Source organism: Bradyrhizobium uaiense, assembly GCF_010811875.1.
In the GTDB taxonomy this organism is placed as follows: domain Bacteria; phylum Pseudomonadota; class Alphaproteobacteria; order Rhizobiales; family Xanthobacteraceae; genus Bradyrhizobium; species Bradyrhizobium uaiense.
In genome coordinates, this window is record NZ_VKHP01000005.1 from 1 (window position 1) to 15,388 (window position 15,388).

Annotated in this window: 7 protein-coding genes; all 7 read left to right on the forward strand. The window is 62.3% G+C overall.

From position 1 onward, the window contains the following. Nucleotides 1–706, forward strand: a 706-nt coding sequence (locus tag FNJ47_RS02180; protein WP_163150157.1) for an enoyl-CoA hydratase-related protein, incomplete at its 5' end; no start/stop codon positions are given. Between the two features lie 114 nt (nt 707–820). Continuing rightward, a complete protein-coding gene (locus tag FNJ47_RS02185; RefSeq protein WP_163150159.1) occupies nt 821–2,047 on the forward strand; it encodes a CaiB/BaiF CoA transferase family protein in 1,227 nt (408 codons plus the stop codon). Between the two features lie 217 nt (nt 2,048–2,264). Continuing rightward, nucleotides 2,265–3,632 carry an adenylate/guanylate cyclase domain-containing protein gene (locus tag FNJ47_RS02190; protein WP_163150162.1) on the forward strand — a complete coding sequence of 456 codons (1,368 nt, stop codon included), beginning with the start codon at nt 2,265–2,267 and terminating at the stop codon, nt 3,630–3,632. Nucleotides 3,633–3,697: 65 nt separating this feature from the next. After that, entirely contained in the window at nt 3,698–3,820 is a 123-nt protein-coding gene (ccoS, locus tag FNJ47_RS02195; RefSeq protein WP_163150331.1) for a cbb3-type cytochrome oxidase assembly protein CcoS, read from the forward strand. Between the two features lie 236 nt (nt 3,821–4,056). After that, complete coding sequence (locus tag FNJ47_RS02200) at nt 4,057–9,165, forward strand: trifunctional serine/threonine-protein kinase/ATP-binding protein/sensor histidine kinase (RefSeq protein ID WP_163150165.1); 5,109 nt, start codon at nt 4,057–4,059, stop codon at nt 9,163–9,165. A gap of 161 nt (nt 9,166–9,326) precedes the next feature. Continuing rightward, nucleotides 9,327–9,872, forward strand: a complete 546-nt coding sequence (locus FNJ47_RS02205) for an FUSC family protein (protein WP_163150168.1) — start codon at nt 9,327–9,329, stop codon at nt 9,870–9,872. 361 nt (nt 9,873–10,233) lie between these two features. Then, entirely contained in the window at nt 10,234–15,381 is a 5,148-nt protein-coding gene (locus FNJ47_RS02210; RefSeq protein WP_163150333.1) for a trifunctional serine/threonine-protein kinase/ATP-binding protein/sensor histidine kinase, read from the forward strand. The last annotated feature ends 7 nt before the right edge of the window (nt 15,382–15,388 follow it).

Here is a 15,388-nt window from a genome sequence, read left to right on the forward strand (position 1 = left end):
CGCACTCAACACGCCGACCTGGAGGGATTTGAAGGCGGCGTTCGAGGACGCCAAGGCCGACGTCGCGGTACACGGCGCGATTTTGACAGGCAGCGGCGACAAGGCCTTCATTGCCGGCGCCGACATCAGCGAGCTCGCTCATGTCGAGGCCTTCGATGCCCAGGAGTCCAGCCGCTTCGGCCAGGACGTGCTCAACCTGATCGAAAATCTCGGCAAGCCGGTGATTGCCGCAATCAACGGCTTCGCCCTTGGCGGCGGCTGCGAAACCGCAATGGCCTGCACCATCCGGATCGCCGCCGAGCACGCCAAGTTCGGCCAACCGGAGGTGAAGCTGGGTCTCTTGCCCGGCGGCGGCGGCACGCAGCGTCTGCCGCGTCTGGTCGGCAAGGGCCGGGCGCTGCAGCTCATTCTCACCGGCGAGACGATTTCCGCGCAGGAGGCCTATCGCATCGGCCTCGTCAACGAGGTTGTCCCCGCAGCCAATGTCATTGCACGCGCCGAGACGATCCTGAAGCAGATCTCCGCCAACGCGCCGATCGCCGTGAAGTTCTCACTGGAAGCGGTCAATAAGGGCATGGACACCAGTCAAATCGAAGGCTTCGCACTCGAAGCCTCCTACTTCGGCATCTGCGCAGCGACGGAAGACAAGAAGGAAGGCACGTCCGCCTTCCTTGAGAAGCGCGCCCCGCAATTTCATGGGCGGTGAACGTCAGATACGGCCAAGGCCGGTGAAAGCGCTAGTAACTCACGCGCCTCTTGCGCACCTGTTAGGTGATTTCGATCCGCCTGTGCACGAAGTTCAAAACCACGGAGAACACGGATGACGACCGACAATATCTTCTCAGGATTGAAAGTGGTGGACCTCGCGAGCTTCATCGCGGGCCCCAGCGCCGCAGTGATCCTCTCCGACTTCGGTGCCGACGTCATCAAGGTCGAGCCGCCAAGCGGTGAGCTGTGGCGGCACGCCAACAAGCTGCCTCCGCAGCCCGTCGCCGACGATGCCTATCCCTGGCATCTCGCCAACCGCAACAAGCGCGGGATCGCGCTTGACCTGAAATCGCCGAGCGCCCAGCAGGTTCTCGAAAAGCTGGTCAAATGGGCAGACGTGCTCGTCGTCAATACGCCACATCCCGCTCGTGCACGATTGAAGCTCGAGTACGACGACGTCGTGCGCTGGAACCCGCGCCTCATCTACGCGGACATCACGGGCTTCGGCGACAAGGGGCCCGATGCCAATCTCCCGGGCTTCGATATCACCTCATACTGGGCGCGCAGCGGCCTGCTGTCGCTGACGCGCGATGCCGGCGCGCCGCCGACCTGGCCGGTGGCAGGCAGCGGCGACAACGCCACCGCCGTCGGGCTCTATTCGGCGATCGTGACCGCGCTCTATCGCCGCGAGCGCACCGGCAAAGGCGCGCATGTCACGACATCCCTGCTCGCCGAAGGCGTCTGGTCCGCGAGCGTCTCGATCCAGGCCGCGCTGTGCGAGGCGAAATTCTTCGGGCTGCACGACCGCAAGCATCCTGCCAATGCCGCGATGAATGTCTATCGCGCAAAGGACAACACATGGTTTGTCCTCATTGTGACGCCCGACAAGCTGGAAGCCGTGGCGAAAGCCATTGGCCGCCCTGACCTTCACACCGATCCGCGCTTCTCTGATCCCGCGAAGCTGATGGCGAACATGGAGGCGCTAACGGCGATCCTGGACGACGTCTTCGGCTCGCAGCCGATGGCGCATTGGTACGAGGTGTTCAGCGGCGTGCATGTGACGTTCGGCGCGGTGCGCGGGCCGCAGGAGGTGATCAACGATGCACAACTTCGGGCGAACGACATCATCGTTCCCCTCGAAGGCGCCGGCGGCAAGCTGACCTCGACGATCTCGAGCCCGATTCAGGTGCACGGAGTGACCAAAGTGACGGCCAGACGCGCCCCGAAAATCGGAGAACACAACGAGGAGGTTCTCCGGGAACTCGGATTTGGCGTATCGGAAATCGATGACCTGAGCGCAGCCGGCGCCATTCCAAAAGTGAACGAACGCGCGGTGTAAGTCGCGCCGACGGTCGATAACCACCCTCCATCAAAGGGCGCAGGGACATGGACCCGATTTGTTTTCTGATAGAGGCGGTAGCTGTGGAAATTTGCTGCCTCTACATCGTCAATAAGTGGATTCAGCTCACCGGCGGCTTCGGGGTGAAATATCGGACTTCGCCAGGAAATGCCAAGCGTCCTCTTCGCTGTGGCTGATGAGCCATTCGGAGATCGTCATGGTGCACAAGGTAACCTACTTCCACGAAGTTGCGATCGAGGCGGCTGACGGGCAGACCCTTCTCGACGCCTCGATCAAAAACCGGATTCCACACCACCACCAGTGCGGCGCGCTCGCGCGGTGCACTACGTGCCGCGTCCAGATTCTGGATGGCCTTTCGCATGTCTCCGCCCGTACGCATCTCGAAGAACGAGTAGCGTCCGAGCGAGGCTGGGACGAATTTACGCGGCTCGCCTGCCAGGCGAAGGTTCACGGCAACGTCGTCGCCCGCCGGCTGCTGCAGAGCCCGCAGGACGTTATTGTGCTCGACCTCGAGGAACGCAACGCGGTTTCCGGCGTGGAAGAGCGTGAGCTCGAGGTCGCCGTCCTGTTTTGCGACATCCGAAACTTCACCGGTCAGACCGAGAAGAGCCTGCCTTACGATGTCGTGTACTACCTGAACGGACACTTCGCCGCCGCGGCCGAAGTCGTGCTCAACAACAATGGCCTGGTCGACAAGTACATTGGCGACGGCATTCTGGCGGTCTTCGGGATTCGCGGCGAATCGCCTGAGGTTGCCTGCCGCAACGCAGTACGTGCGGCGATTGGGATGCAGGACGCCGCAAGGCGGCTCTCGCCGGTTTTCGAGCGCGATCTCAATATTTCGCTGCGTATCGGTGTCGGAGTTCATTTTGGGCCTGTCATCCTTGGTCGGGTCGGCCATCCCGGAAAACGGCAGATCACCGTTATCGGAAACACGGTCAATACCGCGAGCCGCATCGAGCGCATGACAAAGGAGCTCGATGCGCCCATCTTGCTCAGCGATAGCGTTGTCACGCATTTACCCGGCGCGCTGCGCCTGGGACCTGCGACAAGGCTGCAACTCAGGGGCAAGTCAGAGGTGGCAGAGCTGTGCCGCTGCGACGGATTCTCAAAGCCCGATCCAGTTCTCCTGGTGCAGTCGTCGTTCAACCAGATCGCGACGCGCCTGATCGCGTTCGGCAATCGGTTCTACGCGATCCTCTTCGATCATTATCCCGAGCTCCGTCCCCTCTTTGCTGACGACATCAACGTCCAAACGAGGATGCTGACGTCGATGCTGAGCTCACTGGTCAAGGGGCTCAATCGAACGCCTGAAATCTCGGGCGGGTTGCGCGCGCTCGGAAGACGCCATGACGCGTATCAAGCCACCCTCGCCGACTACAGCAAGGTCGCAAATGCCCTGCTTCTGACACTTGAAGAATTTCTCGGCGAGGATTTTACCACGGATGTCCGCGACGCTTGGATTGCGGTCTATGGTACGATTTCGAGCCTCATGATCGAGGGAACGGAAGGGCGACGCGCGCCAGGTGGCGGCGGCCTCGGATCACGTGCAGTTTTGAACTGACCTTCACGCCGTAACGTTCGACCTGCGCCGCAACCGGACGAAGCAGATAAACGCGCACGAGCCCAATCGGCCTCGGGCTGGCGGGGCTCGCATCCTTCATGTGGACGCTGCGGAACGGTCAATACGATGATCTAGAGGGCGCCGCACAAAGGATCCTGTTCGAAGGCCGTGATGGTCCCGGTTCCTGACCGCAGCCAGCCGTCGTCAAATCGTGAAAACTGGCGAAGACCCGGAGGCCCCCTCCGTTCCAGCAGCCCGCTAGGCCCATGTCGGCATTGGCTTTTCTGATCAATTCAGACCATCGACGACAACTTTGTACAAGGCTTGCCCCTCTCTACCGCCGTAAGGATCGGAACAACCGCTGCGGCTGATCAACAAACCTCGCGGGCCATTGTCGGTGCAAGTTGCAGGGCAAGCAGACAGAATGCGAGTAGCTGAAGCGGATCTCGCAGGTCACACCCGCAATGTGCTGAGGCGGGGTGACTACGCGCTCTGCCGGCTCGAGCGCGAACCGGGCGACCGCATCCTGCTCGCCGTCCCCGGCCACGAAGCGGCCCATGCGAGCAAGCGCATGGAGCATGAGCTTGCGCTGCAGGCCGAGCTGGATGCAGCCTGGGCCGCGCGCCCCATCGCGCTCACCCGGTATCAGGAGCGGCCCGCCCTTGCCCTTCAGGACCCCGGTGGCGAGCTCCTGGAGCAATGGATCGGCCAGCCGCTGGACACGACACGTTTCCTTCAGATTGCCATAGGCGTCATTGAAGCGGTACGCCAAGTCCACGAGCGGGGTCTCATCCACAGGGATATCAAGCCCGCGAACATCCTGGTTGATCCATCCGGTCACCGGGCCTGGTTGACGGGGTTCGGAATTGCATCCCGTCTGGCCCGAGAGCACCAGACGCCCGAGCCACCAGACATCATCTCGGGGACTCTCGCCTACATGGCACCCGAGCAGACCGGCCGCATGAACCGGGCGACCGACTCCCGCAGCGACCTCTACGCGCTCGGTATTACGTTCTATGAGCTATTGACGGGCACCCTTCCCTTCACGACCTCCGATCCGATCGAGCTGATCCATTGCCACATCGCGCGTGAGCCCACGCCGCCAAGCCGCGCGCCCGCGCAAATTTCATTGATCGTGATGAAGCTGCTCGCCAAAGCAGCGGAGGATCGATACCAGACCGCGCTTGGCCTCGAGACCGACCTGCGAACGTGCCTTGCCGCACTGGAGGCAACCGGCCGGATCGCGCCGTTCCCGCTGGCCGCCGTGGATGCGCCGGACCGCCTCCTGATTCCCGAGCGGCTGTATGGACGCGAAAGCCAGGTAGCGACCCTGCTCAACGCCTTCGACCAGGTCGCCACCGGCGGAGCGACGCAGCTCGTCCTGGTGTCGGGCTATTCCGGTATCGGCAAATCGTCGGTGGTCAACGAGCTGCACAAGGTCATCGTCCTGCCGCGCGGCATCTTCATCTCCGGGAAGTTCGATCAACGAAGCCGCGACGTCCCCTACGCGACGGTGGCTGAGGCTTTTCAAACCCTGATCCGCCAAATCCTGAACGGAAAGGCAAGCGACGTCGCGCACTGGCGAAACGCCATCCTCGAAGCGGTCGGGACCAACGGCCGCTTGCTTACGGACTTGATGCCTGAACTTACCCGGCTGATCGGTCCGCAGCCGGACGTGACCGCCGTCGCGGCGTCCGACGCGCAGCTCCGCTTCGAGTCGGTGTTCCAGGGATTCGTCAGCGTGTTCGCACGCCCTGAACATCCCCTGTTGATCTTCATCGATGACCTCCAGTGGCTCGACCCCGCCACCCTCGCGCTGATCGAGCAGCTTGCGACCCATCCCGACCTCGGGCACCTGTTGCTCATCGGGGCCTACCGGGACAACGAGGTCGGCGCCGAGCATATGCTGCTGCGCATGGTGGCCTCGGTTCGGAAAGCCGGAACGCCGGTCAAGGAAATTGCGCTAGCCCCGATCTCGCTCACCGACGTTGGCCAGCTCGTCGCCGACACCTTGCGCTGCCCGCGGATCCGCGCGCGACGCCTTGCCAAGCTCATCTATCGCAAGACGGGCGGCAATCCGTTCTTCGCAGTCCAGTTCCTGACCAACCTTTCCGAAGAAGGCCTTCTCCATCTCGACCCGATGATGCGCGAGTGGACCTGGGATCTCGGAGGAATCGACGCCAAGGGGTTTACCGACAACCTTGTCGATCTGATGATAGGACGGCTGAAACGCCTGCCATCGGCCGCGCAGGACATCCTGAAGCTGCTCGCCTGCCTGGGCAGCCAGGCCCACATCGACACGCTTGAGCTCGTGATCGGCTTGGCGCAAGCCGAGATCCACGAAAGCCTGCGCGCGGCTGTCCAGTCCGACATCATCGTGTCGCGCGGAGAGCACTATCGCTTCCTTCACGACCGCGTACAGGAAGCAGCCTATGCCCTGATCAGCGACAGCATGCGTCCAGCCTTGCATCTCGGGGTGGGACAGCGGCTCATGGCTGAGCTGAAAGATGAGGAGGTCGCCGAGAAGATCTTCGATATCGTCAATCAGCTCAATCTCGGGATCCTGGCTGCCGCCGATCCCGATGAGCAGGCGCGGATAGCCCGCCTCAATCTTCAGGCCGGGTTGCGGGCCAAGGCCTCTACCGCGTACGCATCTGCTTGCAGCTACTTCGCGTTCGGTCTCGGAATCCTGGGCGACCAGGTCTGGGAGCAGAGCTACGACATGGCGTTCAAGCTGCTGCTCGAACGCGTCGAATGCGAGATGCAACGTACGAATTTGTCGCTCGCCGGCGAGCTGATCGAATTGCTGCTGTCGAAGGCCCGCTCCAGGGTCGATCGTACCGAGGCCTATCGGCTCCGCATTACGCTGCAGCTCCTTCATGGCAACATGTCGCTGGCCGTCCGGACGGCGCTCGAGTGCCTGGAAATGTTCGGCATGACGTATCCCGAGCGTCCCACCGCCGAGGACGTCCGCGCGGAGTACGACGATCTGCAGCAGAGGATGGGGTCCCGGTCGATCGAGAGCCTGCTGGAGCTTCCGCTGATGGAGAATCCGGAGATCCGCGCGCTCAGCATCGTGCTGCGGGCACTCGGCCAATCCGCCTATTTCGTCGACGAACATCTCTACGGCATGTTCGCCTTCCGGATGATCAAACTCGCAATCGAGTTCGGACACAGCCCATCCTGCATCGTGGGATACGGAGGCGCCGGCATCATTCTCGGCCCTGCATTCGGCCGCTTCGGGGATGGCGAGCGGTTCGCCCGCCTTGGCGCCGCGGTCGCCGAACGCCACGGCTTCATGCACCATCCCGCGACCTTCATCTTTCTGCAGATGGCGTCTCTCTGGACCCGTCCCATCGAAGAAGCCCTGGCGTACCTCGACGCGGCGGACAAAGCCGCGCGGGAAACCGGCGACCTCACGGTTTCCTGCATCAGCGCCGAACACCGCGTCACCAACATGCTGGCTCGCGGCGAGGCTCTCGACGTGGTTTGGCACGAGACGATCAACTCGCTGCTGTTCGTTCGCAAGAAAGGATACGCGCATATCATCGACAGCCTGCTGGCGACCCAGCATTTCATCGCGATGCTAAGAGGCGACACCTCGAACGAAGAGCTCGTCAGCGACGAAGCGACGCTGTTGCGAAGCCGCCTTCCGATCGTGCAGTCCTTCTACTGGATTCAACAGCTTCAGCTCCGCTACCTGATGGGAGATGCTGCGGGCGCCATCGATGCGGCGGATAAGGCCAAACCGATCCTGTGGTCGGCAAAGCGCCAAATCCAGTTCGGGACGTTTCGATTCTACCATGCACTGGCGCTTCTGGACGTGATGCGATCCGCGCTGGCGTCCGTATCGGGCGGGCTTCCGCAGGACCTTGAAGACAGTCTCGCCTCGCTCCGAACGCTCGCCGAAACCGCCCCCCACACCTACGCACACAAGCTCGACCTAGCCACTGCGGAGCTGGCGGGCGTGGAAGGCCGAGATCTGGACGCCATGCGCCTCTATGAGCAGGCTGTCCAATCCGCCTTGGAGAAGGGGTTCGTCCAGGAGGCGGCTCTCGGTGCCGAGCTCGCCGCCGACTTCTTCGCCAGTCGCGGCCTCGACAGGACGGCCCAAAGCTACCGTTCCGAGGCGCGTGACTATTACCGCCGTTGGGGCGCGCTGGCAAAGGTTGCCCTGCTCGACCTACGTCATCCTGAAGTCACGCCACGGGTCTCCCAGGCTCATCTCCCGACCGTCGAAACGTCGCTTGAACACCTCGACCTAGCGACTGTCGTCCGCATGTCGCAAGCGGTTACGGGGGAGCTCTTGCTCGACAGGCTGATCGAGACGCTGATGACGATTGCGATAGAGCACGCCGGCGCCGACCGCGGCCTCCTGGTCCTTCCGCGCGAAGACCAACTGCGGGTGGAAGCCGAGGCGAAGAGCACGGCTGAGACCGTCAACGTCAGCCTGATCGGAGAGGACGCTCCTGCGCCTGATCTGCCGACGTCGATCCTGGCGCAGGTCCGGCGGACGCAACAGCCGGTTATCCTCGACGACGCACGGACCAAGACGATGTTCTCGGCCGACAAGTATTTGCGCCTCAAGAGCACACGCTCGGTACTTTGCCTTCCCCTTGTGAAGCAGGGCGATCTCATCGGAATTCTTTATCTCGAGAACAGCCTGGTTTCTCACGTGTTCACTCCGTCTAGGATCAGCGTGTTGAAGCTGCTTTCATCGCAGATCGCGATTTCGCTCGAAAATGCGCGTCTGTACGCCCATCTGGTGAGCGAGAACCGCGAGCGCCAGAAAGCCGAGGAGGCGCTGCGGGAAGCCCAGACAGAGCTCACGCGCGTGACGCGACTTACGACCGTCGGCGAGCTCGTTGCATCCATCGCTCATGAGATCAATCAGCCTCTGACGGCGGTCGCCGTCCAGAGCCGCACCGGCCTGAACTGGCTCGGCCGCGCTACCCCCGACCTTGAGGAAGCCCGCAAGGCACTTGAATTGATCGATCGGGACGCGCGGCGTGCCGGAGACGTCATCCGAAGCCTTCGCGCGATGGTAACGAAATCAGGTCCAAAGCGTGTATTGTTCGACATCAATGACGTGGTGCGGGAAGTGCTCGCCCTCGCCCGGACCGAACTGCACAAGCACAATGTGAAGGTTGTCACCGACCTCTCGGCCGAGGTGCCGCCGATCTACGGCGACCGTGTGCAATTGATGCAGGTGATTCTCAACCTGGTCATGAACGGGATCGAGGCAATGAGCGCCGTCGAAGCTTCCCGTTGCCTTACCGTTACCTCGAGGCTATTGCCCGAGGAGGGAGTCCATATCGCCGTCGCCGATACCGGCGCTGGCGTAGAGGCAGCGAAGATTGACAGGGTCTTCGACTCTTTCTTCACAACAAAGGCGACCGGCATGGGGATGGGGCTTTCGATTTGCCGTTCGATCATCGGCGCGCATCGAGGCCGGATCTGGCTTGAGCCAAACGCGCCGCACGGGGCTGTCTTCCAATTTGCGTTGCCCATCGGTCGTGAGGTGAACCCTTGAGGAAACGTGGGCAAAGCCGCAAACCCGTTCCAGCGACAGCAAGATCGTTCACGAGGCCAGAACCGCAGCTCTGACATAGTCACATTCAGGCTCCGCGTAGGAGCCGCCTCTTGAGATATTCACAGGTGAGGCCGCCGTCCAACACGGCGATGGAGACGAATGTGACCTACACCGATTCGCCTCACGAGCCATCGCATCACTTCGACTGGGATGTCGCGACCGTCGTCAATGGTGAACTCCTCGGCGCTGTCATCTTCTCGCTAAAGACCTTTGGCGCGGCTTTGCTTGCGCTGTTCATCGCGTTCTGGCTTGGCCTGGACGATCCCAGATGGTCGCTGCTGACGGTGTACATCGTCTCTCAACCCGACAGCGGCCTCGTCCTCGCCAAGAGCTTCTACCGAAGGCTCGGCACCATCGGCGGCGTGTTGATCACCGTCGCGTTGGTGTTCGCTCTTTCCCAGTATGGCGGACTTTTTCTCGCCTCGCTCGCGGTGTGGATCGGCGTGTGCAACTTCACGGCGCGGGCAACCCGCAATTTTGCGTCATATGGCATTCAACTGGCCGGTTATACGCTCGCGATCGTTGGCATTCCCGCGGCCCTGAATCCCGCCGGCGCCTACCCGCTGATCCTGGCACGATTTACGGAAATAGCGCTTGGAATCGGCTGCGCCGCGCTCGTCAAGCGAGTGATCGCGGCACTCTTCTAGCTGGATCAATCTCGGGTAATTGTCTGACGAAGGGAGGCCCCCGCTGCAATCGAACGAGTCCCGACGCTGACGGCGGCGAGTTTCGCGCTGCTTTGCTCGAGCTTGCCGGCGGTCTAAGCGGCCCCCTTCGTCCAGCGCCCCCCGTTTTTGGATCAGTTCTAAACGCTCCGAGCAAAGGTCACGCCGGCGCCCATCCGTATGGTGCGCGCTTGCCCGCATCCTGAGGGATGAACATTGTTCATTCTTTGTTCTAACCACAAGCGGTACATATTTGGCTCGTGGTTCAGGGTTTGAATTTAGCGGTGTCTGAATTTGATTTTGGTGCGCTAAGATGCGCCATGACGAAACCGATGCTGTTCAAATGCCCGACCTGCTGAACGGCAATCCGGATGGCACCTCTCAGGTTTTGTGGGAGGACGGGGAACGCGTCTTCTGCCGAGCCTGGCGCAGCGGCGACGACGGCAACAAGAGCGCCGTACTGATCGTGATGCCCGCCGCCGAGCACCCGGCGCGCTCGAGCATTGATCGCCTTGCTCACGAATACGCCTTGAGGGATGAGCTGGATAGGACGTGGGCCGTGCAACCGCTCGGGTTCACGAACGACGGCGCCCGGCCCGTGCTGATGCTCGATGATACGGGCGGCGAGCCGCTTCATCGGCTCCTAGGCGCACCAATGGATGTGGGAGGCTTCCTGTGCCTGGCCATCGGCATTGCCACGGCTCTAGGCAAACTCCATGAGCGCGGCCTTGTCCACAAGGACATCAAGCCGGCCAACATACTGGTCAATGCCACAGCGGGCGACGTGAGGCTCACCGGCTTTGGTATTGCCTCACGCCTCTCCCGCGAACGACAGGTAGCCGGCCCTCCAGAGACGCTCGCCGGCACACTAGCCTACATGGCGCCCGAGCAGACCGGACGAATGAATCGTTCGATTGACTCGCGCAGCGACCTTTACGCGCTCGGCGTCACCTTCTACCAGATGCTCACCGGCTCCTTGCCGTTTGCCGCCGCTGATCCCGTCGAATGGATCCACTGCCATACCGCCCGGAAGCCAGTGCCGCCATCCAAGCGGCGCGGAGATGTGCCGTGCCCGGTATCGGCGATGATCCTCAAGCTGCTCGCCAAGACAGCCGAGGATCGCTACCAGACCGCCGCTGGCTTGGAGCGCGATTTGCGGCGCTGCCTCGCTGAGTGGGAATCGCGCGGCGCGATCGACGAATTCCAGTTGGGGAAAGATGACACGCCCGACCGATTGCTGATGCCCGGGACGCTCTATGGCAGGGAGCGCGAGGTCGAGGCTCTGCGCGCCGCCCTCGAGCGTGTCGTCAAAGGCGGCGGACCGGAGCTCGTGCTGGTCTCGGGATATTCCGGCATCGGCAAGTCCTCGGTGGTCCATGAGCTGCACAAGGCGCTGGTACCGCCGCGCGGACTGTTCGCCTCGGGCAAGTTCGATCAGTACAAGCGCGACATCCCCTATGCGACGCTCGGCCAGGCTCTTCAAGGCATCGTCCGGCCGCTGCTAAGCCGGGGTGATATCGAGCTGGGCTTGCGACGCGACTCGCTATTGGAGGCGCTCGGTTCGAACGGACGGCTCATGGTCGACCTCGTCTCCGAACTGACACTTGTCATCGGCGAACAACCGCAGGTCCCCGAACTCGCACCTCGGGACGCACAGCGGCGCTTTCAGATGGTGTTCCAGCGGTTCGTCAGCGTGTTCGCGCGGCCGGAACATCCCCTCGTACTCTTCCTCGACGACTTGCAATGGCTCGATCCGGCGACACTCGACCTGCTCGACGATTTGCTGACCCACTCGGATCTACCGCATCTGCTGCTGATCGGGGCCTATCGGGACAACGAGGCCGATGCCACGCATCCGCTCATTCGCAAACTCGAAGCCATCAGGAGCCAAGGCGGAAAGGTCAAGGAGATCACGCTTGCGCCGCTGAGCCACGAGCACCTTGGGCAGCTGGTTGCTGATGCGCTGCGCTGCGACACGGCGCGGGCGGCACCATTGGCCCGGCTGGTGCAAGAGAAGACGGCAGGGAATCCGTTCTTCGCCACCCAGTTTCTTCGAGCGCTCGCCGATGAACGCCTCCTCACATTCGACCACGGCGTCTCGCAATGGACGTGGGACCTCGATCGCATTCGCGCCAAGGGCTACACCGAAAACGTGGTGGAGCTCATGGTGGGCAAGATCGCCCGCCTACCGGCCGAAACGCAGACGGCCTTGCAGCAGCTCGCCTGTCTCGGCAATGCCGCCGAGCCACCACTCCTGGCGCTCACGCTCGGGACATCAGAGGCGGACGTCGACACGGCACTGCAGGAGGCGGTGCACCAGGGGTTGGTGGATCGCTTCGAAGGCCGCTACCGGTTCAGCCACGACCGGGTACAGGAAGCCGCGTACTCGCTGATGCCTGAAGCACTGCGAGCAGAGGCCCATCTCGGAATTGGGAGACTGCTCGCGGCGACAATTCCCGAAGAACGGCGCAGCGAGGCCGTCTTCGACATCGTCAACCAGCTCAACCGGGGCGCCTCCAGGATCGATTCGCCGGAGGAGCGGGAGCAGGCGGCCAAGCTCAACCTTCTCGCTGGTAAGCGCGCGAGGGCCTCGACGGCCTATGCGTCGGCGCTGAACTATCTCGCCGACGGCCGCGCGCTGCTGCCGCAGGACCCCTGGGGCCAATATTACCGGCTCGCTTTTGATCTCGAGTTCTACCGCGCCGAATGCGAATTCCTGACCGGCGCCCTCGCCGACGCGGACGAACGGCTCTCGGCCTTGTCGGGACGTGCGATGAACTCCACGGACGGCGCAGCGATCGCCCGCTTGCGATTGGATCTCTACACGACACTCGGTCGAAACGATCGTGCCGTCGAGGTGTCGCTCGAGCATCTTCGCCAGACGGGGATCGATTGGAATGCGCACCCGTCCAGCGAGGAGGTTCGACGGGAATACACGCGGGTGTGGCGGCAGCTCGGCGATCGGCCGATAGAGGATCTTGCCGCGCTGCCCATCATGACGGACCCGCTTTGCCTGTCGACACTCGAGGTCCTCGCGTCGCTCCAGGCACCGGCCAGATTCACCAATGAGCACCTGCCCCGCCTTGTCGCTGGTCGGATGACCAACATCAGCCTGGAGCATGGCAACAGCGATGCATCGCCGCTCGCCTACGTTCGCTTCGGCCAGCTTTTGACAGGCTTGGGCGATTACCGGAACGGCCTCCGCTTCGGAAAACTTGGCGTCGATCTCGTGGAAAAAGCCGGCTTGGGACGGTTCAAGTCACGCGTCTATCTGGCATTCGGACACTCGATCAGCCCGTGGAATAACCATGTCAATATTTCACTTGGCGAGCTCAAACTCGCCTTCGAGGCCGCCGAGCAGGTCGGCGACCTCACCTTCGCGTCCTATGCCCGCAGCTCCATCATCACGCTGCTTCTGTTCGCGGGCGAGCCCCTGAACAGCGTGGACCAACAGTGCGAGGATGCGGCGGCTTTCATCCGAAAGGCTCGCTTCGATCTGGTCGCTGGCATGATCGGCCCGTCGCAGCAGCTCATCAAGACTCTCCGAGGGCGGACAGACCGCTTCGGCTCGTTCACGACCAGCCCGCAATTCGACGAGCGAGAAGCCGAACGCTTTCTCGCGACAGGCCCGCAGTCGAAAATCGCTGCCTGCTGGTACTGGATCCGGAAATTGCAGGCGCGCTTCTTCGCGCACGAATGGGCCGCCGCGGTCGAGGCTGGATCGAAGGCAAGGCAGCTCCTCTGGACGTCGCAATCGAACGTGGAGGAAGCCGAGTATCTCTTCTACGGCGCCCTTGCCCTGGCGGCGCATTACGACGCGGTGTCCGCCGTCGAGCAGGCGCAATACCGGGTCAACATCCTTGGTCTTCACGCGCGGCTCCGGGCATTGGCTGACAACTGCCCCGAGAATTTCGCCAACCGCGCCGCGCTCGTCGGGGCGGAGATCGCACGCATCGATGGGCGCGCGCTCGATGCCATGGACCTTTACGAGCGGGCCATCCGGTCGGCCCGCGCGAGCGGCTTTGTCCATAACGAGGCGCTCGCCTGCGAAATCGCCGCGCGCTTTTATGCAGCGCGCGGCTTCGACCAGATCGCGCCTGTCTACTTGCGAAACGCGCTGGACGGCTATTTGCGCTGGGGAGCCGACGGCAAGGCTCAACAGCTCGTTCGCTTGCATCCAGGACTGGGTGAGAAACAGATAGCGCCCGGGCCGACAAACACAATCGGGACTTCCGTCGAACAGTTGGATCTCGCGACCGTGATAAAGTTGTCGCAAGCGGTCTCAGGCACAATCGTGCAGGAGCAGCTGCTCACGACAGTGATGCGCACCGCGATCGAGCATGCGGGCGCCGAGCGCGGCGTGCTGATCCTCTCGCGCAGCTGCGAGCCTCGGATCGTGGCAGACGCTACCATCGACGGTGACGCGGTTATCGTGCGTCTGTGCGACGCTGCCGTGACCCCGGCGGCACTGCCCGAAGCAGTCCTCCACTACGTTCAGCACACGCGGGAGAGCGTCGTTCTCGACGATGCCGCGACCCAGAATGCATTTTCGGAGGATCCATACATCCGTGCGCGCCAGGCCCGTTCCATTCTCGGCCTGTCGTTGGTCACGCAGGCCAATTTCATTGGCATGCTCTACCTCGAAAACAACCTGGTTGCAGGGGCCTTCGCGCCAGCGCGGATCACGGTGCTGAAGCTCCTGGCTGCGCAGGCCGCGATCTCGCTTGAGAATACCCAGCTATACCGCGATCTGGCAGAGAGCGAACGGCGCTATCGCGAGACGCAAATGGAGCTCACGCATGCGAATCGGGTGGCGACGATGGGGCAGCTCACGGCGTCAATCGCTCATGAGGTCAATCAGCCGATCGCCGCTACAAAAGTCAATGCGCAAGCGGCATTGCGCTGGTTGAATCGTGATGCACCGAATCTGGAGGAGGTACGCCGGCTGCTGGCTAGGATCGTGAATGACGGTGACCGGGCGGGCAATGTCGTCAGCCGAATCCGTGACCTCGTCAAGAACGCGCCGCCGCAGATGGAGCCGCTGCACATCAATAGTGCAATCAGCGAGGTGATCGAGCTCACGCGGAGCGAAGCTACGAGAAGCGGCGTCTCGGTGCACACGCAATTTGCCGAAGGCTTGCCCGCTGTGAAAGCAGACCGGACCCAGCTGCAACAGGTGATACTTAACCTGATCTTGAACGCGTTTCAGGCAATGGGTGAGAGCGGCATGACCTTACGCGAGTTGCAGATCGGCACTGAGGCGAATGGACCGAACAACGTGCTCATCACGGTTCGGGATTCCGGACCAGGCATAAGCCCGCAAAGCATCGAGCGTCTTTTCCATCCATTTTACACGACCAAGCAGGCTGGCATGGGAATGGGATTGGCGATCTGCCGTTCAATCGTCGAAGGACACGGTGGGCGAATATGGGCGGCGGAGAACGTCCCGCGGGGCGCAGCATTTCACTTCACGCTGGTCGCCGCACCGTGAAGTTGAG

Bases quoted from the DNA above. Each gene is read 5' to 3' on its own strand.
- FNJ47_RS02185 (WP_163150159.1), top strand. From the start codon at position 821: ATGACGACCGACAATATCTTCTCAGGATTGAAAGTGGTGGACCTCGCG.
- FNJ47_RS02190 (WP_163150162.1), top strand. From the start codon at position 2,265: ATGGTGCACAAGGTAACCTACTTCCACGAAGTTGCGATCGAGGCGGCT.
- FNJ47_RS02200 (WP_163150165.1), top strand. From the start codon at position 4,057: ATGCGAGTAGCTGAAGCGGATCTCGCAGGTCACACCCGCAATGTGCTG.
- FNJ47_RS02210 (WP_163150333.1), top strand. From the start codon at position 10,234: ATGCCCGACCTGCTGAACGGCAATCCGGATGGCACCTCTCAGGTTTTG.